Source organism: Sphingomonas parva (ex Maeng et al. 2020) (assembly GCF_004564275.1).
In the GTDB taxonomy this organism is placed as follows: domain Bacteria; phylum Pseudomonadota; class Alphaproteobacteria; order Sphingomonadales; family Sphingomonadaceae; genus Allosphingosinicella; species Allosphingosinicella parva.
This window is the reverse complement of record NZ_SPDV01000019.1, coordinates 1-24,391: the sequence shown is the minus strand read 5'-3', so window position 1 is coordinate 24,391 and position 24,391 is coordinate 1. Positions and strand designations below refer to the sequence as shown.

The window sequence follows — 24,391 nt, the reverse complement described above, 5'->3', positions numbered from 1 at the left end:
CGTTGATGCCAGTCCGCGTTCAGGCGCGCAACGCCCGCTCAGACCCGCTCGATGACCATGGCGATGCCCTGGCCGACGCCGATGCACATCGCGCAGAGCGCGTAGCGGCCGCCGCGGCGGTGCAGTTCCTCCGCCGCGGTCATCGCCAGCCGCGCGCCCGACATGCCGAGCGGGTGGCCGAGCGCGATCGCGCCGCCGTTCGGGTTCACGTGCTCCGCGTCGTCGGGAAGCCCGAGTTCGCGCAGCACCGGCAGCGCCTGGGCGGCGAAAGCCTCGTTGATCTCGATCACGTCCATGTCGCCGATCGAAAGGCCGAGCCGGGCGAGCAGTTTCTGGGAGGCCGGCGCGGGGCCGATGCCCATGATCCGCGGCGGCACGCCAGCGACGGCGGCGCCGACGAAGCGCGCCCGCGGCGTCAGGCCGTTGCGCCGGGCGGCCGCCTCGGTGGCGACGATCATCGCCGCCGCGCCGTCATTCACTCCGGAGGCGTTGCCCGCGGTGACGGTGCCGTCGCCGCGAACGATCGGCTTCAGCCTGGCCAGCGCCTCGACACTGGTCTTGCGCGGGTGCTCGTCGCGATCGACGACGATGGGATCGCCCTTCCGTTGCGGGATGGTGACCGGCACGATCTCGGCGGCGAAGCGGCCGCTCTCCTGCGCGCGGCTGGCCCTCTCCTGGCTGCGCACGGCCATAGCATCCTGGTCGGCGCGGCTGACCTGCCATTCCTCGGCGACATTCTCCGCCGTCGAGGGCATCGTGTCGTCGCCATAAGCGTGCTTCATCTTCGGATTGACGAAGCGCCAGCCGATCGTCGTGTCGTACATCTCGGCGTTGCGGTCGAAGGCGCTGGTCGCCTTCGCCATCACGAACGGCGCGCGGCTCATGCTCTCCGATCCGCCGGCGACGATCAGGTCGGCCTCGCTGCCGCGGATCACCCGCGCCGCCATCGCCACCGCGTCCATGCCGGAGCCGCACAGCCGGTTGAGGGTCACCCCGCCCGAGCGGTCAGGCAGGCCGGCGAGCAGGCCGGCCATCCGCGCCAGATTGCGATTGTCCTCGCCGGCCTGGTTGGCGCAGCCGAGGATCACGTCGTCCACCTCGTTCCAGTCGACGCCGGGGTTGCGCTCGATCAGGGCGCGGATCGGGATGGCCGCGAGATCGTCCGCCCGGACGTGCGCGAGGCTGCCGCCGTAGCGTCCGATCGGGGTACGTACGGCGTCGCAGATGAAGGCGTCGGTCATGCAAGAGCTCCGGGCGACATTGGTTCTCGCGCGCCCATAACAGCCCCTCTCCCGCAAGAGGAGAGGGGCTGTTAAGAGCAGCACATGCCCCGCTACGCCACCATCCTCTTCGACAATCAGGGCGGCATTGCCCGCCTGACCCTCAACCGGCCCGATCGCCTCAACAGCTTCACCGTGGCGATGCACGAGGAGGTCGCCGATGCGCTCGGTCGCCTCGACGGCGCCCGTGTCCTCGTCCTGACCGGCGCCGGCCGCGGCTTCTGCGCCGGCCAGGATCTCGCCGACCGCGCCGTGGCGCCGGGCGAGGCCGTCGATCTCGGCGAATCGGTCGAGCAACGGTACAATCCGCTGATCCGCCGGCTGACCACCCTTCCCTTGCCGGTCATCGCGCGGGTGAACGGGGTCGCGGCGGGCGCCGGCGCGAACGTCGCCCTGGCCTGCGACATCGTCATCGCGGCGCGGTCGGCGAAGTTCATCCAGTCGTTCGCCAACATCGGCCTGATCCCGGACAGCGGCGGCACCTGGGTGCTGCCGCGCCTCGTCGGCCAGGCGCGCGCCCTCGGCCTCGCCCTCACCGCCGAGCCGCTGCCGGCCGAGCGCGCCGCCGAATGGGGGCTGATCTGGAAGGCGGTGGACGACGAGTCGCTCGACGCCGAGGTCGACGCTCTGGCCCGGCGCTTCGCCGCCGCGCCGACCCGCGGCCTCGCCGCCATCAAGCGGATGATCCGCGACAGTTGGGGCCACAGCCTCGACGAGGAGCTCGATCTCCAGCGCGACGCAATGCGCGCACTCGGCTACAGCGACGATTATCGCGAAGGCGTCGCGGCGTTCATGGAGAAACGGACGCCGCGGTTCACCGGCAGATGAGATCCAGCTCCGTTCGGCCTGAGCCTGTCGAAGGCCGCTCCTTCCTCCGTGGAAGGTGGGAAAAGATGATGAGAGGGCTTCGACAGGCTCAGCCCGAACGGAGTTTGGGACTTTGAAGACGCAGACGCTGCTCAATTACGCGCGGGACGAATGGTACGCGGCCTCGACCTCGCTCGCCGAGGTGCAGAGCGCCGTGACCGGGGAGACGATCGCCGTCACCGGCAGCGCCGGGCTCGATTTCGCCGCGATGCTCGATCACGCCCGCCGTGTCGGCGGGCCGGCGCTGCGCCGCATGACCTTCCACGAGCGCGCGCACATGCTGAAGGCGCTCGGTCTCGCGATCATGGCGCGCAAGGAGGAATTGTACGAGCTCTCCTGGCAGACCGGCGCGACCCGCACCGACGGCTGGATCGACATCGAGGGCGGCGCCGGGACGCTCTTCTCCTTCTCGTCGAAGGGCCGCCGCGAGCTGCCCAACAGCCGCATCCTGGTCGACGGCAATGTCGAGATGCTGTCCAGGCATGGCAGCTTCGTCGGCCAGCACGTCTTCACCCCGCTGCAGGGCGTCGCCCTGCACATCAACGCCTTCAACTTCCCGGTCTGGGGCATGCTCGAGAAGCTCGGGCCGACCCTGCTCGCCGGCGTGCCGGCGATCGTCAAGCCGGCCTCGTCGACCGGCTATGTCGCCGAGCACGCCTTCCGGATCATGATCGAGTCCGGCATCCTGCCGCCCGGCGCGCTGCAGCTGATCATGGGCGGCGTCGGCGATCTGTTCGAGCATCTGACGCTGCAGGACGTGGTGTCGTTCACCGGGTCCGCCCAGACCGCGATGAAGCTCCAGAGCCATCCGGTCATCGCCCGCGAGAGCGTCCGCTTCATCGCCGAGCGCGACAGCCTCAACGCCTCGGTGCTCGGCCCCGACGCGGCGCCCGGCACGCCGGAGTTCGATCTCTTCGTCAAGGAGGTCGCACGCGAGATGACGGTCAAGGCGGGGCAGAAATGCACCGCGATCCGCCGCGCGATGGCGCCGGCCGCGCATATCGACGCGCTCGAGGAGGCTCTGCGCCAGCGTCTCGCCAAGGTCCGGATCGGCGATCCACGCGAGGAAGGCGTGACGATGGGCGCGCTCGCCAGCCGGGCGCAGCTCGCCAGCGTCCGCGCGGCAGTGACGGAGCTGACCCGCTCGGCGCGAATCGTCGCCGGCGACCCTGACGCCTCGCCGGTCGCCGGCAACGGCGCCTTCATCAGCCCGATCCTGCTGCGCACCGATGATCCCTGGGGCAGCCCCGCGGTCCATGACGTGGAGGCGTTCGGTCCGGTCTCGACGATCATGCCCTATCGCGACCTCGCCGACGCGGTGGCGCTCGCCAATCGCGGCATGGGCAGCCTCGCTCTGTCGCTGTTCACCTATGACAGCGCGGTGGCCGAGGAGTTCGTGCTCGGCGCCGGCGCCTATCACGGGCGGATGATGATCCTCGATCGGACCAGCGCGAAGGAATCGACGGGCCACGGCTCGCCCCTCCCCGTCCTCGTTCACGGCGGTCCCGGCCGCGCCGGCGGCGGCGAGGAGATGGGCGGCGTGCGCGGCGTCACCCACTACATGCAGCGCACCGCGCTGCAGGGCGCGCCGGAGATGCTGTCGCGGGTGGTGCGGCAATGGCTGCCCGGCGCCGCCAAGGCCGAGGGCGAGATCCACCCGTTCCGCAAGCGGATTTCCGAGCTCGAGATCGGCTATACGCTGAAGACGGCGAGCCGGATCGTGACGCTCGAGGACATCGAGCATTTCGCGGAATTCACCGGCGACAATTTCTACGCCCATATGGATGAGGAAGCGGCGAGAGCGAACCCGATCTTCGACGGACGCGTCGCCCACGGCTATCTGATCCTGAGCTTCGCGGCGGGCCTGTTCGTCGATCCCGCGCCGGGACCCGTGCTGGCCAATTACGGCCTCGAAGGCCTGCGCTTCCTGACGCCGCTTTATCCGGGGGACGCGATGCGGGTAGAGCTGACCGTCAAGACCAGGTCGGTCCGCAACGAGGAGATGGGCGAGGTGCGCTGGGCGGTGTTCGTGTTCAACCAGAAGGACGAGGTGGTCGCGTCCTACGACCTCCTGACGATGAACCGGCCGTGATCCGCGCGGCCCTCCTCCTCTTCCTGCTGGTCGCCACCGGCTGCTCCGCCTTCGCGCGGGAGACTCCGGTCTATGGCTACAAGGTCGTCGCGACCTACCCGCACGATCCGGGCGCCTTCACCCAGGGGCTGATCTGGCTCGACGGCAAGCTCTACGAGAGCACCGGCCTCAACCGTCGCTCGACGATCCGCGAGGTGCGGCTCGAGGACGGCAAGGTGCTGCGCTCGGTCTCGCTGCCCAGCCGCTATTTCGGCGAAGGCATCGTCGATTGGGGCGACGAGATCATCAGCCTCACCTGGCAGCACGAGATCGGCTTCCGCTGGAAGCGTGGCGATTTCCAGCAGACCGCCGCCTTCCATTATCCGGGGGAAGGCTGGGGCCTCACCCGGGACAAGAGCCACGTCTACATGAGCGACGGCACCGCGCAGATCCGCGTGCTCGATCCGCTGACCATGGCGGAGCGGAAGCGGATCGACGTGACCGACAACGGCCAGCCGGTGGCGAGCCTCAACGAGCTCGAATGGGTGAAGGGGGAGATCTTCGCCAACGTCTGGATGACCACCCGTATCGCCCGGATCGATCCGAAGAGCGGCCGGGTGAAGGGCTGGATCGATCTTGCGCCGCTGGTCCGCGAGGCGGCGCCGGGGAGCGACGACGCCGTGCTCAACGGCATCGCCTATGACGAGGCCCGCGACCGCCTGTTCGTCACCGGCAAGAACTGGAGCAAATTGTTCGAGATCGACCTGCTGCAGCCGTCCCGGCAGCGCTGAACCACGCGATCAGGATCAGGACGCGGCGAGCGCCGCCGCGGCTCCGGCCAGGTTCGCCGAGCGGCTGTCCAGCCACGCCGTCGGCACCGCCTCCAGCTGGCGCGCCATGCGGCCCTTGCCGGCGAGCTGGCTGCGGAACGGTCCCGACGCCAGGATCTGCACCATCTCGCCGAGCATAGGCTCGACAAGGAACACGCCGTCCCAAGCGCCGGCGGTGAGCACCTGGTTGCCGACGAACGCGCCGAGGATGCCGGCGTAGAGGCGCCCGGCACGCACCGCCAGCGGGTCGGTGCCCGAGATCGCCGCCGCGATGATCCGGCTGGACGGGCTCGGTGCGGCGGCCGGGCGCGAGGCTTCGGCGGCGAGCGCGTCGTAGAGGTTTTCGAGGCCGGTCCGCGACAGCAGCCGCTCGAACGAGACGTGGCCGAAGCGGCGGCGAAGCGTCGCCAGAAGCGCGTCTTCGTCGGCATTCTGCGGCGCGAAGCTGGCATGGCCGCCTTCGCTCTCGATCACGACCACATTGCCGTCGCGTCCGATCGACAGGATCGCCATGCCGAGGCCGCTGCCGGTGCCGACGATCAGATAGGTCCCCCGCTCCCGTGGCGGCGCCACTGGCCGCGAGCCGATCCGGACCAGCTGGCTCGAACCGACGTTCGGGAGCGCCCAGGCCGTGGCCGCGAAATCGTTGAGGATGAGCGGGTCGCTGCGCAGGAAGGCGCGAAGGCCGCTCACCGAGACGAACCAGCGGCAATTCGGCAGGGTAATCACGTCGCCGCGCGAGACCCCGGCAACGGCGAGGCCGAAGCGGATGCTCTCCGTCGAGAGCCCGTGGGCGCGGATATAGTCCTGGAGCGCGTCGGTGAAGGTCGGAAAGGCGGTGGTCGGCGATCGCCGCACCTCCTCGATCCGCGGCCCGTCCGTGCCGGTGCCCGCATCCTTGATGAGCGCGAACGCGACGTCGTCGCCGTCGATCGCGCCGACAAGCCTTCGCTCCATCGGTCCCTCTCCCCCGACGGCGACCTAGCCGGACGAGGCTAACAAGCCGTTAACCCTGTCCAGAGAGCGCTACAGCTCCTCCTTGACCTGGGCATGGGCGAGCATCGCGAACAGACCCGTGCCGCCGACGATGTTGCCGGCGAGCGCCGGCAGCAGGAAGCCGGCGAGTACCCAGGCGGGCGAGCCGTGGCCGCTCCACAGCAGGAAGAAAGCCTCGGCCGCGCCGGCGATTACATGGGTGAAGCCGCCGATCGCGATCGCATAGGTGAGCGCGAGCACGATCCAGAAGCCGTTCTCGTTCGCGGCCGAGCGGATCCACGCGACCGAGGCGATCAGGAAGCCGGCGGGAATGGCCTGGAGGAAGGTCGCGGCGGGCGTCTTCTCCTGGAGCTTGGCCGAGACCTCGATCATCGCGCCCGTCATCTCCTCCGACTGGAGGTGGCCGAACACGGCTGCCGCCGTGATCAGGGCAACGCCGACCAGATTGCCGCCGAACACCGCGCTCCACAGGCGCGCCACCCGTCCGAGCCGGGCGAAGCTCGGCGACTGGGCGAGCGGCAGCACCGCCACCATGGTCTGCTCCGTGAACAATTGCATGCGGCCGAGGATGACGATCAGGAAGCCGAGGCTGTAGCCGAGCCCCGAGACTGCCTCGCGCCAGGGCGCATCGGGCAGGCGATGGTGGAGGCCCGCCTCGGTCGACAGCGACGCCATGATCGCGACCCCGGCGGCCACGCCCGACCAGAACAGGGAGGAGAGCGGCCGCTCGAGCTCGTCCTTGCCCTGGCGCACCACGGCCGCGTGGACGATCTTGGCCTTGGGCGCGCTGCGCTCCTCGACGTCGCGTTCCTCGGTCTCGCTGAGTGGAGTATCGTCCTCGGCCATCAGCGCTTCTCCGGGCTGTCGCCGCGGCCAATCGTCCGCGCCGCGCCGAAGTTCCGCTCAATCGGCGGGCCAGCTCTCCAGCACCTCGACGAAGCGGGTCAGCCAGGCATTGGTCTGGTGACCGTCGACGACGCGATGGTCGATGGTCAGCGAGACATAAGCCATCGGCCGGATCAGAATCGCGTCCTGGCCGCCGATCTCGCGCACCACCACCCTCTTCTCGAGCTTGCCGATGCCGAGGATCGCCGATTGCGGCTGGGCGATGATGATCGGACTGGCGAACAGCGAGCCGGAGACGCCGTGGTTGGAGATGGTGAAGGTGCCGCCCGAGACGTCGCGCGCGGTGAGGCTCTCGCTGCGCGCCTTCTCGACCAGCGCCTCGAGTCCGGCGGCGACCCCCTCCAGCGACAGCGCCTGGACCCGCCGCAGAACCGGGACGATCAGCCCCTTCTCGCCGAGCGCAGTGCCGACGCCGATGTTGACGTCGTCGAAGATCTCGAGCCGGTCGGAATGCCAGCGGCTGTTGATCGCCGGGGCGACCTTCATCGCCTCGGCCGCCGCAGCGACGAAATAGGCGCTGTAGGTGAGCCTGACGCCGCGCGCCGCGAAGGAGGCCTTGTGCCGTTCGCGATGGGCGATGATCGCGCTGAAATCGGCCTCGAACACGGCGGTGACGTGCGGCGCCTGGGTGACCGAGCTCAGCATGTTCTCGGCGATCTTCAGCCGCATGCGGTCATGCGGCACGTCGTGCGAGCGGATCGCGCCGTCGGACGGCGCAGCGGCGCCTGCGGGCGCCTTTGCCGGTGCGCGCCGCGCCTGCTCGACCGCGCGGTCGACGTCGGCGCGTGTCACCCGCCCGTCACGACCGCTGCCCGCAATCGTCTTGGGATCGATATTGTGCTGCAGGCAGGCCCGCTTCACCGCCGGCGAGAGCCGGAGCTCGGGATCGCGAAGGTCGGGCCGGGGCTCCGCGGCCGCCGCTGCCGCCGGCGCCGTCTCGCGCGTCACGGGCGGAGGCTCGTGACCGATCACCTCGGCGACGGGGGCGATGCGGCCGAGGATCGCGCCCGGCACCGCCTCGGCGTCGCTGTCGAGGAGGATCTCGCGCAGCACGCCGGCCGCGGGCGCCGGAACCTCCATGGCGACCTTGTCGGTCTCGAGCTCGACCAGAGGATCGTTGACCTCGACGCGGTCGCCGACCTTCTTCAGCCAGGCCCGGACGACCGCCTTGGTGCCCTCCTGCTCCATCGGGACGATGACGTCGAACATCAAAAGCCCACCAGCTCGTCGATCTTGGCGCGAATCCGCTCCACGCTCGGCACCGCCCAGTTGAGCAGCACCGGATTGTGCGGGCTCGGTATGTCCGGCATCGTCACCCGCGCGACTGGCGCGTCGAGGTCGAGGAAGGCCTCGTCGGCCACCACCGCGGCGATCTCGGCGCCGAAGCCGCCGGTCTTCAGATCCTCGTGGACGATCAGGCAGCGGCGGGTGCGGCGCACCGAATCCAGCACCATCTCGCGATCCCAGGGCACCAGGGTCCTGAGGTCGATGACGTCGGCCGAGACGTCCTTCGCGGCCTCCTCGCAGCGGGGCACCATCGCGCCCCAGGTGACGATCGTGATGTCGTCGCCCTGCCTGGTCTTCTTCGCTCGCCCGAACGGCAGGACGTAGCCGTCGCCCGGATAGGGCCGGCGCGCCCAGGAATCGTCGAGCATCGCGCGATGCTCGAAGAAGATCACCGGATCGTTGCCGCGGAGGCCCGCGCGGAGCAGGCCGACGGCATCCTCGGCGTTCGACGGCACCGCGACCAGCCAGCCGGGATTGTGGACGAACTGCACCTCGTTGGTCTGGCTGTGCCAGGGATCGCCGCACTTGAAGAAGCCGCCGGGAATGCGCAGCACCATCGGCGCGGCGAAGCGGTTGGCGGTGCGCCAGCGCATCGTCCCGCAATCGTTGATCTGCTCGGTCGCCGGCTCGGCATATTTGCGGAACTGGATCTCCGGCACCGGCATCAGCCCGGCGAGCGCCATCCCGACCGCGCGGCCGATGATCCCTTCCTCGTTGAGGCTGGTGTCGAACACACGGCTCGCGCCATATTTCTCCTGCAGACCGAGCGTCACGGCATGGACGCCCCCCTTGGGGCCGATGTCCTCGCCGAACAGCAGGACGCGCGGGTTGATCTCGAGCTCATGGTCGAGCGTGCGCCGGATCGCGGTCACCATGTTGATCCGCTGGCCGTCCGGCTTCGGCTCGTCATGGCATTTCGGCGCGCGATAACCGTGGGTCCACTGGCCGCCGACACGCTGCATCTCGCCTTCGTAGAAGACGTTTTCCATCACGGTCGCCGGATCGGCCACGCCGCGCGCCTCGGCGGCCGCCCGCGCCGCCTCGACAGCGGCTTCGGCGGCTTCGGCGATGCCGTCCCATTGCGCCTCGCTGAGGACCGAGCCGACCAGGAAGTCCTTGAGCTTGGGCAGCGGGTCGCGGGCCCATTCGCCGCGCACCGTCTCGTCGCTCTTGTACGCCTGCGTGTCCTGGAAGCTGTGGCCCTGGAGCCGCGGCACCCGCAGGTGGAGCAGCGCCGGCCCCGCCCCGCTGCGCACGTGCGCGGTGGCGGCGAGGACGAGCCGCGCCGCCTCGGCCGGATCGGTGCCGTCGCCGGAGAAGATCTCGAGGCCGCCGAAGCTCGCCAGGTTCTTCGAGATGTCGGCGCCCGGCGTCTGGTAGGCGGCCGGGACCGAGATGCCGTATTGATTGTCCTCGACGTAGAACAGCATCGGCAGCGTCTGGGTGGTGGCGATGGTCAGCGCCGACCAGAAGCCGCCGGTCGCGACCGAGGCGTCGCCGCCCAGCACCAGCGCCATCGCGCCATCGTGCGCCCGGCTACCGAGCACTTCGCGATAATAATCGATCGCCTGCGCCCAGCCGGCGGTCGGCGTATATTGCGCGCCGACCCCGCCCGACATCGGCAGCGCCGGCGGCCCGCCCGGGTTCGGATAATTGAACACAACGCCGATGTCGCGGCCGTCCGAATAGCCGCCCTCCCGGCCCATGCCGGAGGCGAGCGCGTCCTCGAGCGGCACGCCGAGCGCCAGCAGCAGCGGCCTCGAGCGGTAATAGCCGCAGGTCGCGTCCTTGGCGTGGGTCAGGCGCGAGCCGAGCAGGATCTGGGCGAGATCGTGGCCCCGGGCGGAGAATTGGTAGAGGACCTTGCGCTCGGGAACGAGCCTTTCCTCCTCCAGCCGGTCCATCGCCCGGCTGACGTGGACCAGATAGGCGATGTGGTCCCAGTCGAAGGCGGGATCGGGCGCATCCGCGCGGGCCTCCGTCTCGACCAGGGTCCCGTCAGCCATCCATTTTCTCCACCACCGCGCGCGCGAACCGGTCGACGCTCTCGTCCGAGAGGCCGACGATGTTGATGCGGGCGGAATCCGCCATGTAGATACCGTGGTCGTCGCGCAGCGCGAGGACCTGCTCCTTCGACAGCGGCAGCATCGAGAACATGCCGTTCTGCCGGTCGATATAGGCAAGGCGCGGGTCGGCCGCGGCGAGGCGGGCGCGGATCGCGCGAATCCGGGCGCACATCTCGTCGAGCTCGGCGCGCCAGTCGCGGCGCAGGTCGGCATCGTCGAGGACGATGCGCACCGCCGCCGCACCGTGATCCGGCGGCATCGACCACATGGTGCGGGCGAGGCCGAGCAGATTGCCCATCACCACGCCGGCGCCACGCGCGTCGGACGCCTTGACGAACAGGCAGCCGGTCCGTTCGCGATAGATTCCGAAGTTCTTGTCACAGCTCTGCGCCACCAGCGCCTGTTCGGCCGCCTCGACGACCAGGCGGGTGCCTTCGGCGTCCTGCTCGAGGCCGTTGCCGAGGCCCTGATAGGCGAGGTCGACGAACGGCACGAGGCCGCGGCGGGCGACCAGCTCGGCGATCGTGCGCCACTGGTCGGGCGCCAGATCGGCGCCGGTCGGATTGTGGCACGAGCCGTGGAGGAGGATCAGATCGCCGGCATTGGCGCCTTCGAGCGCGTCCATCATCGCGTCGAACGTGATCGTCTGCGTGTCGCGGTCGTAATAAGGATGGGCGACCATCTCGACGCCGGCGCATTCGATCAGCGGCGCATGGTTGGGCCAGGTCGGCTGGCCGACGAAGATGCGGGCGGCGCGGTTCGCCTTGACGATCAGCTCGGCGCCGAGCCGCAGCGCGCCGCAGCCGCCGGGGGTCTGCACGCCGACGATGCGGTCGTCGGCCGCGGCGGCCTCGCCGAACACGATCGGCTTGATCAGCTCGACGAAGCGCGCGTCGCCCTGTGAGCCGAGATAGGATTTGGTGTCCTGCGTCTCGAGCAGGATCTTCTCGGCCTCCTTGACCGCGCGCAGGATCGGCGTGCCGCCGGCCGCGTCGCGATAGACGCCGACGCCGACGTCGATCTTCTCTGCGCGGGGATCGGCGTTGCACAGCGCGATCAGCTGCAGGAGGCTGTCCGATTTCTGCTCCTCGAGCCTGTCGAACAGACCGGGCCTGCCGTTCGAAGTCGCTGCGTCCGCCAATTGAACCTCCTGCCTGGACCGCCCCCCGCGGGCGGCTCGGCATGCTCCTACGCTTATCCCGCAGGGCATGAAAATGCTTATCTGATCTCGCGGTCTCGGCAGTGGAATTGAAACGTTCGTTCCGCTACATCAACGAACATGAAAGAAAGCGATCAACTCGATGCGATCGACCGCCGAATCGTCCGCGAGCTGCAGCGCGACGCCGGCCTCAGCCACGCCGCGCTCGCCGAACGGGTCGGCGCCTCGGCCGCCTCGGTCTGGCGCCGCGTCCGTCAGCTCGAGAAGGACGAGGTGCTCGGCCGCGCCGTCCGGCTCGCCAGCCCGCAGGCGCTCGGCCGCGCGGTCAACGTGCTCTGCCAGGTGCGGATGACTCGGCAGACGGTGGAATCGCGCGCCGAGTTCGAGGACTTCATCCAGTCGCGCGAGGAGATCGTCGAATGCTACGCGATGTCGGGTGAATGGGACTATCTGCTGCGCATCGCCGTGCGCGACGTCGCCGACTACGACCGCTTCATCATGCGCGGCGTCCTCGCCCATCCGAGCGTCGCCCACGCCGCCAGCAACTTCGCGCTGCGCCAGGTCAAGTACACGACCGAGATCCCCGTCTGAGCAGCAGCGGGAGGGGGGCCAGGGCGCTTGCCTCGCCCCGACGCGCTCGGCATCATCGCGCCATGACCAAATATCTGATCTCCTTCCCCGCGGACGCGATGCAGGTCGGCGCCGACGAGCTCCCGGCGGTCGGCGACGCGGCGCGTGCGGTGATCGAGGAGGCCAAGGCGGCCGGCGTCTACGTCTTCGCCGGCGGCATCGACGAGAGCGTCGAACCGATCCTCGTCTCCGCCGACGGTGCGGCCTCCGCCGAAACCTATCCCGGCGTCCAACTGACCGGCGGCTTTGCCGTGCTCGAGTTGCCGACCCGCGAAGCCGCCCTCCACTGGGCGCGGAAGCTCGCAACCGCCTGCCGCTGCCCGCAGGAACTCCGCGCCTTCATGTACGACCCGGCGAGCTGATCCCAAATCGGGGACACAATACTTATCTCCGCCGTCCGACCGGCAATCGCTCGCCCTCTTCGCGGCCCGGACCGGCGATCTCGCCGATCCGGCCTTGCATCGCGGTTCCCTTCCACGTAAACACTGAACCATATGGTTCAGTTTGTCGACGCCCGCCTCGATGCCTCGTTCGCCGCTTTGTCGGACGCGACGCGGCGCGGCGTGCTCGAGCAGCTGCGCCGCGCCGACGCCTCGATCTCGGATCTCGCCGACACCTTCCGCATGACCCTCACCGGCATGAAGAAGCACGTCGCCGTGCTCGAACGGGCGGGGCTGGTCGCGACCGAGAAGGTCGGCCGGGTGCGCAGATGCCGGCTCGGCGCCCGCGGCCTCGCCGAAGAGGCGGCCTGGATCGAACGCTATCGGCAGGTCTGGGACGCGCGCTTCGCCGCCCTCGACACCGTCGTCGAAGACATGATCAGAAGGGAGACGGACAATGAACGAGGCAGCTAGGCCGGTCGCCGCGAGCAATGCGACCAATGTGGAACGGCGCTCCGACCGTGAGCTGGTGGTGACGCGGACCGTCAACGGCCGCGCCCGGATCGTGTTCGAGGCGTGGAGCCGGCCCGAATTGTTCCAGCTTTGGTGGGTGCCCCAGTCGTTCGGCCTTACCCTCGTCTCGTTCGAGGCCGACGTCCGCACCGGCGGCAGCTACCGCCTGGTCATGCGCCATCCATCGATGGAGCAGCCGATGGCCTTCTTCGGCCGCTACCTCGAGGTCACGCCGCCCAGCCGCATCGTCTGGACCAACGAGGAAGGCGACGAGGCCGGCGCGGTCACCACCGTCAGCTTCGAGGAGCGCGGCGGCGCGACCCTCGTCGTCGTCTCTGAGCTCTATCCGTCCAAGGAGGCGCTCGACGAGGCCGTCGCCTCGGGCAGCACCAGCGGCTGGGGCGAGCAGCTCGAGCAGCTCGAGGCCCTGGTCGGTACGCTGGCCGCGGAGAACGACCGCTAGAGCCAGTGAGGGGCGCGGCGTCGCCGGCGGCAACCCCGCCGGTGCCCTCGCTCAGGCGACGTCCTCGACTTGGTCGAGATAGGCGCCATAGCCCTGCGCTTCCATCTCCTCGCGCGGCACGAAGCGGAGCGAGGCCGAGTTGATGCAATAGCGCAGGCCGCCGCGGTCGCGCGGCCCGTCCTCGAACACATGGCCGAGGTGGCTGTCGCCATGCGCCGAACGGACTTCGGTGCGCACCATGCCGTGGCTGGTGTCGCGCAGCTCGGCGACATGCGCGGGCTCGATCGGCTTGGTGAAGCTCGGCCAGCCGCAGCCGGATTCATATTTGTCGGACGAGGCGAACAGCGGCTCGCCCGAGACGATGTCGACATAGATGCCGGGCGCCTTGTTGTGGAGATATTCGCCGCTGCCCGGCCGCTCGGTGCCGCTCTCCTGCGTTACCCAATATTGCTCCGGCGTCAGCGCGGCGATCGCCGCCTCGTTCTTCTCGTATCGGCTCATGCGCGTCTCCCTTCCCGCCCGATATGGGGTCGGCCGGGCGGGAGTGCCACATCCCACCGTCGTCGGGCTCCGCCGCTCGCGCGCCCCAAGGAACCCGCGCCCCTTCCGTCGATTGAATCGGATACGAATCGATCCGGAGTGACAAAAGATGGCGGCACGCGCCTATTGGAAGGGGCAGATCAGGCTGGCCCTGGTCTCGATCCCGGTCGAGATCTTCAGCGCGACGAAGAGCGGCGCGTCGATCGCGTTCAACCAGATCCACGAGCCGACCGGCAAGCGGATCAAGTACGAGAAGGTCGTGCCCGGCGTCGGGCCGGTCGATCCCGAGGAGATCGTCAAGGGCTATCAGTACGAGAAGGGCTCCTACGTGCTGCTCAACGACGAGGAGCTTGAGGCGGTGAAGCTCGAATCGAAGAAGACGCTCGAGCTCACCCAGTTCGTCGATTATGACGAGATCGACGTCCTTTATTACGAAAAGCCCTATTTCGTCGTGCCGGCTGACGATCTCGCCGAGGAGGCGTTCATCGTGCTGCGCGAGGCGCTGCGCCGGACGCGCAAGGTCGGCGTCGGCCAGCTGGCGCTCAGGGGCCGCGAATATCTGGTCAGCGTCAAGCCCTGTGGCCGGGGCCTGGTGCTCGAGACCCTGCGCTACGCCGACGAGGTCAACAAGGCACGCGACTATTTCCGCGACATCTCCGACGCCAAGCCGGACGAGGAATTGCTCGACCTTGCCGAGACCCTGATCGAGCGCAAGACCGACGAGTTCGAGCCGTCCAAATATCACGACCGCTACATCGAGGCGCTGCAGGAGCTGATCGAGCGCAAGCGCAAGGGCAAGACCATCCACGCCGAAGAAGACGCCGCCCCGGCGCGCGGCACCAACGTCATCGACCTGATGGCCGCCTTGAAGCGCTCGATCGAGAAGCCGGGCGGCAGCGGCGCGGACACGGACGGCAGCAAGAAGGCCGCGTCGGCGAAGAAGCCCGCCGCCAAGGCGCCTGCGAAGAAGGCGCCGGCGAAGAAAACCGCCGACAAGGCGCCGCCGACGAGGACGCGCGCGTGAGATCTGGGCATGTGATTGGGCAGTCTCGACAAACCTCCGGCGAACCGAGCATCCCTCTCCTCCCCTCGAAAGGGAGGATCTAGGTGGCTGTCAAACCCGCCGACCCGCTCGAGACCTATAATCGCAAGCGGGATTTCTCGAAGACGGCGGAGCCGAAGGGCAGTTTCGACTCTCTCTCCTGGGGCGAGGGGCACGGCTTCATGGTCCAGAAGCACGACGCCACCCGACTCCACTGGGATTTCCGGCTCGAGCTCGACGGCGTGCTGAAGAGCTGGGCGGTGCCGAACGGTCCGAGCCTCAACCCCGCCGACAAGAGGCTGGCGGTGCGCACCGAGGATCACCCCCTCTCCTACGCGACCTTCGAGGGCACCATCCCCAAGGGCGAATATGGCGGCGGCACGGTGATGCTGTGGGACCGCGGCATCTGGCTCCCCCATCCCGGCAAGGACCCGCGCAAGACGCTGGAGGAAGGCCATCTCCACTTCACCCTCGACGGCGAGCGGATGAAGGGCGAGTGGGTCATGTTCCGCCTGAAGGGCCGCCCCCGCGACCGCGCCGAGAACTGGATCCTGAAGAAGGTCACCGACGAGCATGCCGGCGGCTCGATGGGCCTCGTCGAGCAATATCTCACCAGCATCAAGACCGGCCGCACGATGGGCGAGATCGCCGCGGGCCGGACGCGCAAGGAGCTGAAGAGCTGGGTGGACGGGCTGAAGCCGAGCAAGAAAGATCCTCCCCGAGCTCGCCTCGGGGAGGGGGACCGATCGCCGAAGGCGAGCGGTGGAGGGGCTGGCAATGACTCCGTGCCAGCCCCTCCACCACGCCGCTCCGCGGCGCGGTCCCCCTCCCCGAGCAAAGCTCGGGGAGGATTACCCGCCTTCCGCGAGCCGCAGAAGGCGACGCTCGCCGATCACGTGCCGCCCGGGTCCGGCTGGATCCACGAGATGAAGTACGACGGCTATCGCTGCCTGCTGGCGATCGGCGGCGGCAGAGCGAAAGTCTACACGCGCTCCGGCCTCGACTGGTCGGACAAATTCCCCGAGATCGTCGAGACCGCGGCGTCGCTGGAGGTCGGCTCGGCGCTGCTCGACGGCGAGATCGTCAGCCTCGACGACAAGGGCTCGAGCAATTTCTCGGCGCTGCAGCAGGCGATCGGCGAGGGCGGCCGCGGCCTCACCCTGTTCCTGTTCGACGCACTCGAGATCGACGGCGAGGATCTGACCAGGCTGCCGAACATCGAGCGCAAGGCGCGGCTCGCCGCGCTCGTCGGCGAGGGCAAGCCCCCCACCCTCCTCTACGCCGAGCATATCGTCGGCCATGGCGAGGAGCTTTTCCAGGCGATGTGCGAGGCGGCCCAGGAGGGGATCATCTCCAAGCGCGCCGAGGCGCCCTATCGCTCGACCCGCACCAGATGCTGGCTGAAGGTGAAGTGCATCCAGCGCCAGGAGTTCGTCATCATCGGCTGGACTCCCAGCGAGGCGAAGGCGCGCGGTTTCCGCTCCCTGCTGCTCGCCGTCAACGAGGGCGGGTCGCTGCGCTACGTCGGCAAGGTGGGCACCGGCTTCTCGATGGCGACGATCCAGGACCTGCTGAAGCGGATGCGGCGGATCGAGGTGAAGACGCCACCCACCGCGGTGCCGCGGCCCGACGCCCGCGGCGCGCACTGGGTGCGGCCGGAGATGGTCGCCGAGGTCGCCTTCACCGAATTCACCTCGGAAGGCGTCGTCCGCCACCCGAGCTTCCTCGGCCTGCGCGCCGACAAGGCGGCCGAGGAGGTGGTGCGCGAGCTGCCCCAGCCCCTGCCGGCGCCGCGCGACGACGGCATCAGGATCACCAATCCCGAGCGGGTCATCTTTCCCGATTCCGGCGTCACCAAGCAGGAACTGGTCGATTATTATCGAGTCGTCGGCCCGCTGATGGCGGTCTGGTCCGCGAACCGGCCGCTGAGCCTGGTGCGCTGCCCCCAGGGGCGCGGCAAGAAATGCTTCTTCCAGAAGCACAATACCGGCAGCTTCGGGCCGCAGGTCCACCAGATCGAGATCGAGGAGAAAAAGGGCGAGATCGAGGATTACGTCTATGTCGAGGATGTCGCCGGGCTGATCGCCTGCGTTCAGATGGGCACGATCGAGTTCCACGGCTGGGGCTCGTCGGTCGCCGACGTCGAGAAGCCGGACCGGCTGATCTTCGACATCGATCCGGACGAGGGGCTCGATTTCGCCGAAACCAGGCGCGCGGCGCGCGATCTCCACCGCTATCTGGCCGACATGGGGCTGGTCAGCTTCCCGCTGCTGACCGGCGGCAAGGGGCTCCACGTCGTCGTGCCGCTCACCCCCGAGGCCGAGTGGCCGGAGGTCAAGGATTTCGCCCAGCGCTTCTGCGTCGCCCTCGCCACGGCGGAGCCGGAGCGCTTCACCGCCAATCTCGCCAAGGCCAAGCGCAAGGGCCGGATGTTCCTCGACTATCTGCGCAACCAGCGCGGCGCGACCGCGATCATGCCCTATTCGAGCCGCGCCCGCGAAGGCGCGCCGGTCTCTGCGCCAATCAGCTGGGACGAGCTCGACGAGATGGAGAGCGGCGCCCGCTTCACCGTGCGCGATTCCGCTCTCCTGCTCGAACGCGTCTCGAGCCGCGCCCTGGAGGGCTGGGGCGAGACGTCGCAAGTGCTGCCGGATCTGTGAGGAGCGACGATGGCAATCGACATCAACCAGGCGAGCCAGGACGAGTTCGACGCGCTGGAGGGCCTGAAGGGCCACGGGCACGAGATCGTGCGCTACCGCGAGGAGCGCGGCGGCTTCACCGAGCTGCGCGAGCTCGACGAGGTGCCTGGCCTGACCGGCAAGGTCGACGAGGCGACGCTGAAGCAGCTCCGGGTATGACACGGCCGGCGCGCGGGGAGCCGCCCGCCTGTCCCGGCAAGCCGGTCTTTGTGCTCTGTTTCGTCCAGGGAACATCTGCTAGCGCCGCCGGACACCGGGCCCGCCGGGGAAGCGGCCGCTCGACCTCGGAAGGATCATGATGGCCGCGGAGAAGGAACTGCTCGACGAAGGCGGCCCCGTGTCGTCGGGACTCCGGCCACTGGATGACATCCTCGCCGGCGGCTTTGCGGCCAATCGCGTCCATCTGGTCGAGGGCGAGCCCGGCTCGGGCAAGACGACGCTCGGCCTGCAATTCCTGCTCGAGGGCAAGCGCAAGGACGAGCGCTGCCTCTACATCACCCTGTCCGAGAGCCGGAACGAGATCCTGCACGGCGCGGCCGCGCACGGCTGGAGCCTCGACGGCATAGAGATCTTCGAGCTGATCCCGCCCGAGCTCAGCCTCGACTCCGAGCGCGAGCAATCGATCGTCTACGCCTCCGATCTCGAGCTCGGCGAGACGGTCGGAATGGTGATGGAAGAGGTCGAGCGCGTGGCGCCGGCGCGGATCGTGTTCGACAGCCTTTCGGAGATCCGCCTCCTGGCGCAGGGGCCGCTGCGCTTCCGCCGCCAGGTGCTGGCGCTGAAGCATTACTTCGCGCAGCATAATTGCACCGTGCTGTTCCTCGACGATCTCACCCAGAACGAGGACGATCTCAGCCTTCACAGCCTCGCGCACGGCGTCATCCGCCTCGATCAGATCGCCGTACCCTACGGCGCCGAGCGCCGGCGGCTGCGCGTCTGGAAGATGCGCGGCCGCGCCTTCCAGGGCGGCTATCACGACATCCGCATCCGCACCGGCGGCATCGAGATCTTCCCGCGCCTGGTCGCCGCCTCCCACCCCGATGCGGGAAATGCCCATGCCCAGGCGGCGAGCGGCATCCGCGAGCTCGACGCTCTGGTCGGCGGCGGTCTCGATCACGGCACGACCAACCTCGTCGTCGGCCCGTCCGGCGCCGGCAAGTCGACCCTCGTCCTCCAATATGTGCACGCCGGGCTGGTGCGCGGCGACCGCGCCTTCTTCGTCAGCTTCGACGAGACCGAGGCCGTGTTCATGCGCCGCGCCCGTGGCCTCGGCATGGATCTCGCGCCGTTCGTCGAGAATGGCTGCTTCACCTTCCGCCAGGTCGATCCTGCCGAGCTCTCCCCGGGCGAGCTCACCGGCCTGCTCCGCCAGCAGGTCGAGGACGGCGTCTGCATCGTCGTGCTAGATTCGCTCTCCGGCTACCAGCACGCGATGCCGCACGAGCAGTTCATGCTGCTCCAGATGCACGAGATCGTCACCTATCTGAACCAGCAGGGCGTGCTCACCTTCCTGATCCTCGCCCAGAGCGGGATGATCGGCTCGATGCAGTCGCCGGTCGATCTCACCTACCTCTCCGACGCCGTCATCCTCCTGCGCTTCTTCGAGGCGCGCGGCGAGATCCGGCGCGCGCTCTCGATGCTGAAGAAACGGACCGGCCCGCACGAGTCGACCATCCGCGAGCTGATGATCGACGGCGGCGGTATCCGCGTCGGCAGCAGGCTGGAAGGCTTCCGCGGCGTGCTCACCGGCGTGCCGGTGCTCGAAGGGAATAATGACGACCTCCTGGTGAACCGTGGTGACCGGCCGGCCTGAGGACGACGCCTTCCTGGTGATCGCGCCGTCGGGGCGCGACGCTCAGGTGATCGGCGAGCTGCTCGCCAGCGCCGGCCTTTCCTGGCGCGCCGATCATGACGGCGAGGCGCTGCTCGCCGCGCTGATCGCCGGCGACACCGCCGGCGCGATCGTCACCGACGACGCGCTGTCGCGCATCGACAGCGCCCAGCTGCGCGAGGCGCTCGACCGGCAGCCGCCCTGGTCCGATTTCCCGTTCGTGCTGCTCAGCCGGCGCGGCGAGACGCGCCAGGGCTCGCGGTCGCTCGAGGAGCTGGTCAACGTCACCATCCTCGAGCGGCCGCTCCACCCCGCCTCGCTGATCAGCGCGGCGCGCGCGGCACGGCGCGGCCGCCGCCGTCAGCGGCTCGCTGCGCAGCATCTCGCCGATCTCGAGACCGCCCGGGCGCAACTGCGCGAGCTCGCCGACACGCTCGAGGCCAAGGTCGCCGACCGCACCCGCGACCTCGCCGCCGCCAACGACCGGCTGACCGCCGAGATCGCGGAGCGCGAGCGGGCCGAGGCGCGGCTGGTCCAGGCCCAGAAGATGGAGGCGGTCGGCCAGCTGACCGGCGGCATTGCCCACGATTTCAACAATCTGCTCACCGCCGTGGTCGGCTCGCTCGACCTGCTGCTGCGCCGCACCGACGACGAGAAATTGCGCCGCCTCGCCGGCAACGCGCTCCAGGCCGCCGAGCGCGGCGCCCGGCTGACCGCCCAGCTCCTCGCTTTCTCCCGCCGCCAGCGCCTGTCCCCGACCCCGCTGCAGCCCAACGACATCATCTCCGGCATGGGCGATCTGCTCGCCCGCACGATCGGCCGCCACGTGCGCGTCGAGACCCGGCTCGAGCCCAATCTCTGGCAGGCGCTCGCCGATCCGACCCAGCTCGAGGTGATGATCCTCAACCTCGCGATCAACGCGCGCGACGCGATGCCCGCCGGCGGCCGCCTCACCATCGCGACCGCCAATCAGGAGAGCGTGCCCCCCGCTCTGGCCGGCGAGCTCGCCCCGGGCGAATATGTCGCCCTCTCCGTCTCCGACACCGGCACCGGCATGTCGCCCGCCGTGCTCGCGCGCGCCTTCGAACCCTTCTTCACCACCAAGGAGCAGGGCAAGGGTACCGGCCTCGGCCTCGCGCAGCTCTACGGCTTCGCCCGCCAGTCCGGCGGCACCGCGCGCATCGAGACCTGCGAGGGCGAAGGGACCACCGTGACCATCTATTTGCCGCGCACCGAACAGGCTCGTGAGACGGCGCAGCCCGCCTATCTCGAGGTGCGCCCGCGTCCGCGCACCCGCATCCTCGTCGTCGACGACGACGACGATGTGCGCCTCGTCGCCGCCGCGATGATCGAGGAGCTCGGCTATGAGGTGGAGGCGGCGAACGGCGGCGACGCCGCGCTGAAGGCGCTCGAGGCGGACGGCTTCGCCCTTCTGCTCACCGACGTGGCGATGCCCGGGATCAACGGCGTCGAGCTCGCCCGCCGCGTCCGCGAGCTTCGGCCGGACCTGCCGGTCGTCTTCGCCACCGGCTATGCCGATTTCCAGACCTTCGGTGCCAGTCTCTCCGACGAGCGGCTGCTCAAGAAACCGTATCGGATCGCCGAGGTCGCGGCGCTGATCAGCGAGGCGCTGGCCGAAGCCCCGCCGGGCGGCAACGTCGTCGAGCTCCGCCGCCCCTGACCGGGTGTTCAGAGCACTGCCGAGCCGCCGCGCCGGCCACTGACTTAGACATACAACACACTAGCCCCTTGCGCTAAGCGGCCCGCCTGCCCCATCTAGCGACAAGCACCCAAGGGAGGGAATGGATGGCCACCGACACCAAGCTCAAGCTGGAGGCGCCCGAGGCGCTCGCCACGGTCGAGCCGGAGCAGGCCGCCGGCCTGGTGCCGATCGAGGAAGGCGTGAAGTCGAAGCTCGAGACCGTTGCCGACAAGTTCGTCGCCGAGCTTGTCGCCGTTGACGCGAACAGCCCCGAGTTCGGCCGCAAGGTCGACGAGCTCACCAACATGGGCCGCAAGCAGATCGCCGAGGCGGCGGGCGCCTCGAACCGCTTCCTCGACCGGCCGGTCAAGGCGATCGATTCCGATACCGGCATCGGCGCCGATCTCACCGAGCTGCGCCGCACCGTCGAGGATCTCGATCCGGGCAAACAGGGCAATCTCCTCGCGCCCAAGAAATTGTTCGGGATCATCCCGTTCGGCACCAAGTTGCGCAATTATTTCGACGGCTACAAATCGGCGCAGAGCCACATCTCGACCATCCTCGCCCGGCTCGGCTCGGGCAAGGACGAGCTGCTGATGGACAATGCCGCGATCGACACCGAGCGCGCGTCGCTGTGGAAGACGATGGGCCAGCTCGAGCAGATGATCCACATCTCGAAGCTGCTCGACGCCAAGCTCGAGGAGAAAGCGAACGATCTCGACGCGACCGAGCCGGCGAAGGCCAAGGCGATCCGCGAGAGCGCGCTGTTCTACACCCGCCAGCGCACCACCGATCTGCTCACCCAGATGGCGGTGACGGTGCAGGGCTATCTCGCGCTCGATCTCGTCAAGAAGAACAATGTCGAGCTGATCAAGGGCGTCGACCGCGCCTCGACCACCACGGTCTCGGCGCTGCGCACCGCGGTGACCGTCGCCCAGGCGCTGACCAACCAGCGGCTCGTGCTCGATCAGATCACCGCGCTCAACACGACGACCGCCAACATCATCGACACCACCGGCAATCTGCTGAAGAGTCAGACGGCGACGATCCACCAGCAGGCCGCCTCGTCGACGATCCCGCTCGAGACGCTGCAGCGCGCCTTCCAGAACATCTACGACACGATGGACTCGATCGATCAATTCAAGGTCGAGGCGCTGTCGAGCATGAAGCAGACGGTGAACACGCTGACCAGCGAGGTCGAGAAGAGCCGCGGCTACATCGCCCGGGCCGAGGGCGTCGAGCAGAACCGCCTCGCCGGCGGCAGCGCCACCCAGTCGCTGCTCGCACCGATCGAGCGGTGAGGACGGACACTAGATGCCCCGCCACCCCCGCGGTGTAGACCAGGCGATCGCCCGCTTCGACGAGGTGGTCGCGCGCTACGACGGCAACGCCTCGCAGGCGGCGGCCGCCGCCCGGCGCCGCGGCTATGCGCGGACCGCGCGCTCGGTCGGCAAGCGCCTCGCCGGCATGGGCGCCGCGATCACGGCCCTGATCGTCGCGACGATCGCCTTCGGGCTGATCGTCGGGCCGATCGGCATCAACGGCCTGTTCGTCGTCGCCTTCCTCACCCTCGTGATCCTCTTGCTCTTCTCCTTCTGGCCGGCCGAGCCGAAACGCGTCGCCTATAGCGAGGACCTGCCGACCCGCACCGTCGTCCGCCAGCTCGACAGCCTGCTGGTTCGCGAGCGCGCCGCGCTGCCGGCCCCCGCCGCGCGCCGGGTGGACGAGATCAGCGCCACCCTGCCCCTACTCGAATCGCGGCTCGGCGAGCTTGATCCGCTCGATCCGCTGGCGCAGGATGCGCGCCGGCTGATGGGCAAGCACCTTCCCGACCTGCTCGAGCGCTACGAGCGCGTCCCCGCCGCTTATCGCAGCGAGCGCGACGGCGAGGGCCTGACCGTTGACGAGCGCCTCGTCTCCAGCCTCGACGCCGCCCGCGGCAGCCTCGACGACATCGCCGCCAAGCTCGCCGAGAGCGAGCGGCAGAAGTTCGAGACCCAGGGTCGCTTCATCGAAAGCCGCTACAAGGACAGTGGCGGCCTCGACGGCCAATGATCGGCCTCGGCGACGCGTTCAGGGCGGCCGAGGAGTTCGTCCGCCGCCACATCAAGACGAAGGCCGTGCGCGACGCCGAGAAGCGGCGGCAGGAGCGCCGGCAGCGCCAGGCGATGCAGAACGCAAAGAAGGCGGGCGCGGTCGCCGGCGTGTTCGCAGTCGGGGCATTCGGCGTCGGCATCGCCTTTGCGCCGGTCACCTCCGCGGCGCTGGCAGCGGGCGCCGCGGCGGTCGCAGGGCTCGCCGCGTCCGGCCTGCTGCCGAAGCGGCGGACGTCCTCTTTCTCCCGCGAGGAGCTGGCGGCGCTGCCCGGCCAGGCCGAGGAGTGGCTGCTCGACCAGCGCATGCATCTGCCGCAGACCGCCGCCGCAGCGATCGACGCGATCCTCGTCAACCTCGGCGATCTGCCGCCGCATCTCGGCCGCATCGACCCGGGCTCGTCGCTCGCCTGGGATGCGCGCAAATTGCTCGGCGAGCACCTTCCCAACCTCGTCCAGGCGTGGTGCAACCTGCCCTCCCAGACCCGCGAGACCGACGTCGAGACCCGAGTGCGCTTCGAGCGGGGCCTCGGCACGATCGCGGAGGAAGTGGCGCGGCTGACCCACGAGGCGAGCCGCGACGAGCGCATGCGCGTCGAGACCCACGGCCGCTACCTCGACGCCCGCTACCGCGACGACCTCGGGCACTGAACTCTGTCCAGCGGATGGGTGGGTGACACTTTAGACCGGATAGATGGGTGACAGATTTGGAGACTGGGTGTGCCCGCGCGCGGGCACACCCAGTCTTCGAAGACGCTTCTGCCGGAGGTCCAGCACGGCCAGGGGTGTATCGAAAAAGCGCATGCGCAACTCGCCATCGGCGGTTTCTTCGATCGCGACCACCTCGCCGATCAGGGCTTCGGACACGTAGATCAGACCGCCTGGCCATCGTATTTCGCCGCTCGAGCGTACCCGTCGCACAATGGCCTCACGCGGATAGTCTGGCTCGGCAAGCTGCTCCGGCAGCTGACGCGAGGACGGCGTGTAGTGCTGCGCCGGAGGCGTCTGGCCGAGCGCCTCATGCGGTCGTTCGTGG

At 69.1% G+C, this 24,391-nt stretch carries 22 protein-coding genes and 1 pseudogene; 15 read left to right on the top strand and 8 right to left on the bottom strand.

What is annotated here, in order from left to right; all coding sequences use genetic code 11:
• Positions 1 to 38 precede the first annotated feature (38 nt).
• Positions 39 to 1,241: a 3-oxoadipyl-CoA thiolase gene (gene pcaF, locus E2493_RS11145; protein WP_135086747.1), complete on the bottom strand. Its 1,203-nt coding sequence runs from the start codon at positions 1,239 to 1,241 to the stop codon at positions 39 to 41.
• A gap of 84 nt (positions 1,242 to 1,325) precedes the next feature.
• On the opposite strand from pcaF, the gene paaG reads away from it, so the two are divergent.
• From paaG to E2493_RS11130, 3 genes are all read left to right on the top strand, one after another.
• Positions 1,326 to 2,108 (top strand): 2-(1,2-epoxy-1,2-dihydrophenyl)acetyl-CoA isomerase PaaG, encoded by a 783-nt coding sequence (gene paaG / locus E2493_RS11140; RefSeq protein WP_135086745.1) that lies wholly within the window; start codon positions 1,326 to 1,328, stop codon positions 2,106 to 2,108.
• 112 nt (positions 2,109 to 2,220) lie between these two features.
• Positions 2,221 to 4,239 (top strand): phenylacetic acid degradation bifunctional protein PaaZ, encoded by a 2,019-nt coding sequence (gene paaZ, locus E2493_RS11135; protein WP_135086743.1) that lies wholly within the window; start codon positions 2,221 to 2,223, stop codon positions 4,237 to 4,239.
• On the top strand, positions 4,236 to 5,009 hold the full coding sequence (locus E2493_RS11130; protein ID WP_135086741.1) for a glutaminyl-peptide cyclotransferase: 774 nt from the start codon (positions 4,236 to 4,238) through the stop codon (positions 5,007 to 5,009). Before paaZ ends, E2493_RS11130 begins: the two co-directional genes overlap by 4 nt.
• Before the next feature lie 15 nt (positions 5,010 to 5,024).
• On the opposite strand, the gene E2493_RS11125 is transcribed toward E2493_RS11130, so the two are convergent.
• From E2493_RS11125 to E2493_RS11105, 5 genes are all read right to left on the bottom strand, one after another.
• Positions 5,025 to 6,005 carry a glucokinase gene (locus E2493_RS11125; RefSeq protein WP_135086739.1) on the bottom strand — a complete coding sequence of 327 codons (981 nt, stop codon included), beginning with the start codon at positions 6,003 to 6,005 and terminating at the stop codon, positions 5,025 to 5,027.
• Positions 6,006 to 6,074: 69 nt separating this feature from the next.
• Positions 6,075 to 6,890 (bottom strand): formate/nitrite transporter family protein, encoded by an 816-nt coding sequence (locus E2493_RS11120; RefSeq protein ID WP_135086737.1) that lies wholly within the window; start codon positions 6,888 to 6,890, stop codon positions 6,075 to 6,077.
• 57 nt (positions 6,891 to 6,947) lie between these two features.
• Complete coding sequence (locus E2493_RS11115; RefSeq protein WP_135086735.1) at positions 6,948 to 8,159, bottom strand: dihydrolipoamide acetyltransferase family protein; 1,212 nt, start codon at positions 8,157 to 8,159, stop codon at positions 6,948 to 6,950.
• Complete coding sequence (locus E2493_RS11110; protein ID WP_135086733.1) at positions 8,159 to 10,243, bottom strand: alpha-ketoacid dehydrogenase subunit alpha/beta; 2,085 nt, start codon at positions 10,241 to 10,243, stop codon at positions 8,159 to 8,161. Before E2493_RS11110 ends, E2493_RS11115 begins: the two co-directional genes overlap by 1 nt.
• Positions 10,236 to 11,444, bottom strand: a complete 1,209-nt coding sequence (locus E2493_RS11105) for an amino acid aminotransferase (protein ID WP_318531692.1) — start codon at positions 11,442 to 11,444, stop codon at positions 10,236 to 10,238. Before E2493_RS11105 ends, E2493_RS11110 begins: the two co-directional genes overlap by 8 nt.
• A 138-nt stretch (positions 11,445 to 11,582) precedes the next feature.
• Between E2493_RS11105 and E2493_RS11100 the strand changes: the two genes are divergently transcribed.
• The 4 genes from E2493_RS11100 to E2493_RS11085 all read left to right on the top strand — a co-directional run bounded on the left by E2493_RS11100 (position 11,583) and on the right by E2493_RS11085 (position 13,448).
• On the top strand, positions 11,583 to 12,053 hold the full coding sequence (locus E2493_RS11100) for an Lrp/AsnC family transcriptional regulator (protein WP_135086729.1): 471 nt from the start codon (positions 11,583 to 11,585) through the stop codon (positions 12,051 to 12,053).
• A gap of 62 nt (positions 12,054 to 12,115) precedes the next feature.
• Positions 12,116 to 12,454 (top strand): YciI family protein, encoded by a 339-nt coding sequence (locus tag E2493_RS11095; RefSeq protein WP_135086727.1) that lies wholly within the window; start codon positions 12,116 to 12,118, stop codon positions 12,452 to 12,454.
• 132 nt (positions 12,455 to 12,586) lie between these two features.
• Positions 12,587 to 12,946 carry an ArsR/SmtB family transcription factor gene (locus E2493_RS11090; protein ID WP_135086725.1) on the top strand — a complete coding sequence of 120 codons (360 nt, stop codon included), beginning with the start codon at positions 12,587 to 12,589 and terminating at the stop codon, positions 12,944 to 12,946.
• Positions 12,930 to 13,448 (top strand): SRPBCC domain-containing protein, encoded by a 519-nt coding sequence (locus E2493_RS11085; protein WP_135086724.1) that lies wholly within the window; start codon positions 12,930 to 12,932, stop codon positions 13,446 to 13,448. Before E2493_RS11090 ends, E2493_RS11085 begins: the two co-directional genes overlap by 17 nt.
• Positions 13,449 to 13,499: 51 nt before the next feature.
• Here E2493_RS11085 and msrB read toward each other — a convergent pair whose 3' ends face one another.
• On the bottom strand, positions 13,500 to 13,949 hold the full coding sequence (gene msrB / locus E2493_RS11080; protein WP_135086722.1) for a peptide-methionine (R)-S-oxide reductase MsrB: 450 nt from the start codon (positions 13,947 to 13,949) through the stop codon (positions 13,500 to 13,502).
• A 148-nt stretch (positions 13,950 to 14,097) separates the two neighbouring features.
• Here msrB and ku point away from each other — a divergent pair, with 148 nt between their 5' ends.
• The 8 genes from ku (at position 14,098) to E2493_RS11040 (ending at position 24,006) form a co-directional block, all read left to right on the top strand.
• Positions 14,098 to 15,012, top strand: a complete 915-nt coding sequence (gene ku, locus E2493_RS11075) for a non-homologous end joining protein Ku (RefSeq protein WP_135086720.1) — start codon at positions 14,098 to 14,100, stop codon at positions 15,010 to 15,012.
• A gap of 83 nt (positions 15,013 to 15,095) precedes the next feature.
• On the top strand, positions 15,096 to 17,690 hold the full coding sequence (ligD, locus tag E2493_RS11070; RefSeq protein ID WP_135086718.1) for a DNA ligase D: 2,595 nt from the start codon (positions 15,096 to 15,098) through the stop codon (positions 17,688 to 17,690).
• Between the two features lie 9 nt (positions 17,691 to 17,699).
• Positions 17,700 to 17,888, top strand: coding sequence for a ComEA family DNA-binding protein (locus E2493_RS11065; protein WP_135086716.1), 189 nt, complete (start codon positions 17,700 to 17,702; stop codon positions 17,886 to 17,888).
• 139 nt (positions 17,889 to 18,027) lie between these two features.
• Positions 18,028 to 19,542 (top strand): ATPase domain-containing protein, encoded by a 1,515-nt coding sequence (locus tag E2493_RS11060; protein ID WP_135086714.1) that lies wholly within the window; start codon positions 18,028 to 18,030, stop codon positions 19,540 to 19,542.
• Positions 19,526 to 21,241 (top strand): response regulator, encoded by a 1,716-nt coding sequence (locus E2493_RS11055; RefSeq protein ID WP_135086712.1) that lies wholly within the window; start codon positions 19,526 to 19,528, stop codon positions 21,239 to 21,241. The genes E2493_RS11060 and E2493_RS11055 overlap by 17 nt, the downstream gene beginning before the upstream one ends.
• 125 nt (positions 21,242 to 21,366) lie before the next feature.
• Positions 21,367 to 22,563 (top strand): toxic anion resistance protein, encoded by a 1,197-nt coding sequence (locus E2493_RS11050; RefSeq protein ID WP_135086710.1) that lies wholly within the window; start codon positions 21,367 to 21,369, stop codon positions 22,561 to 22,563.
• 13 nt (positions 22,564 to 22,576) lie between these two features.
• Positions 22,577 to 23,317: an MFS transporter gene (locus E2493_RS21225; protein ID WP_167737488.1), complete on the top strand. Its 741-nt coding sequence runs from the start codon at positions 22,577 to 22,579 to the stop codon at positions 23,315 to 23,317.
• Positions 23,314 to 24,006, top strand: a complete 693-nt coding sequence (locus E2493_RS11040) for a hypothetical protein (RefSeq protein WP_135086708.1) — start codon at positions 23,314 to 23,316, stop codon at positions 24,004 to 24,006. The genes E2493_RS21225 and E2493_RS11040 overlap by 4 nt, the downstream gene beginning before the upstream one ends.
• Before the next feature lie 30 nt (positions 24,007 to 24,036).
• Here E2493_RS11040 and E2493_RS21220 read toward each other — a convergent pair.
• Positions 24,037 to 24,391, bottom strand: a pseudogene (locus tag E2493_RS21220) (hypothetical protein); the annotation flags it as partial.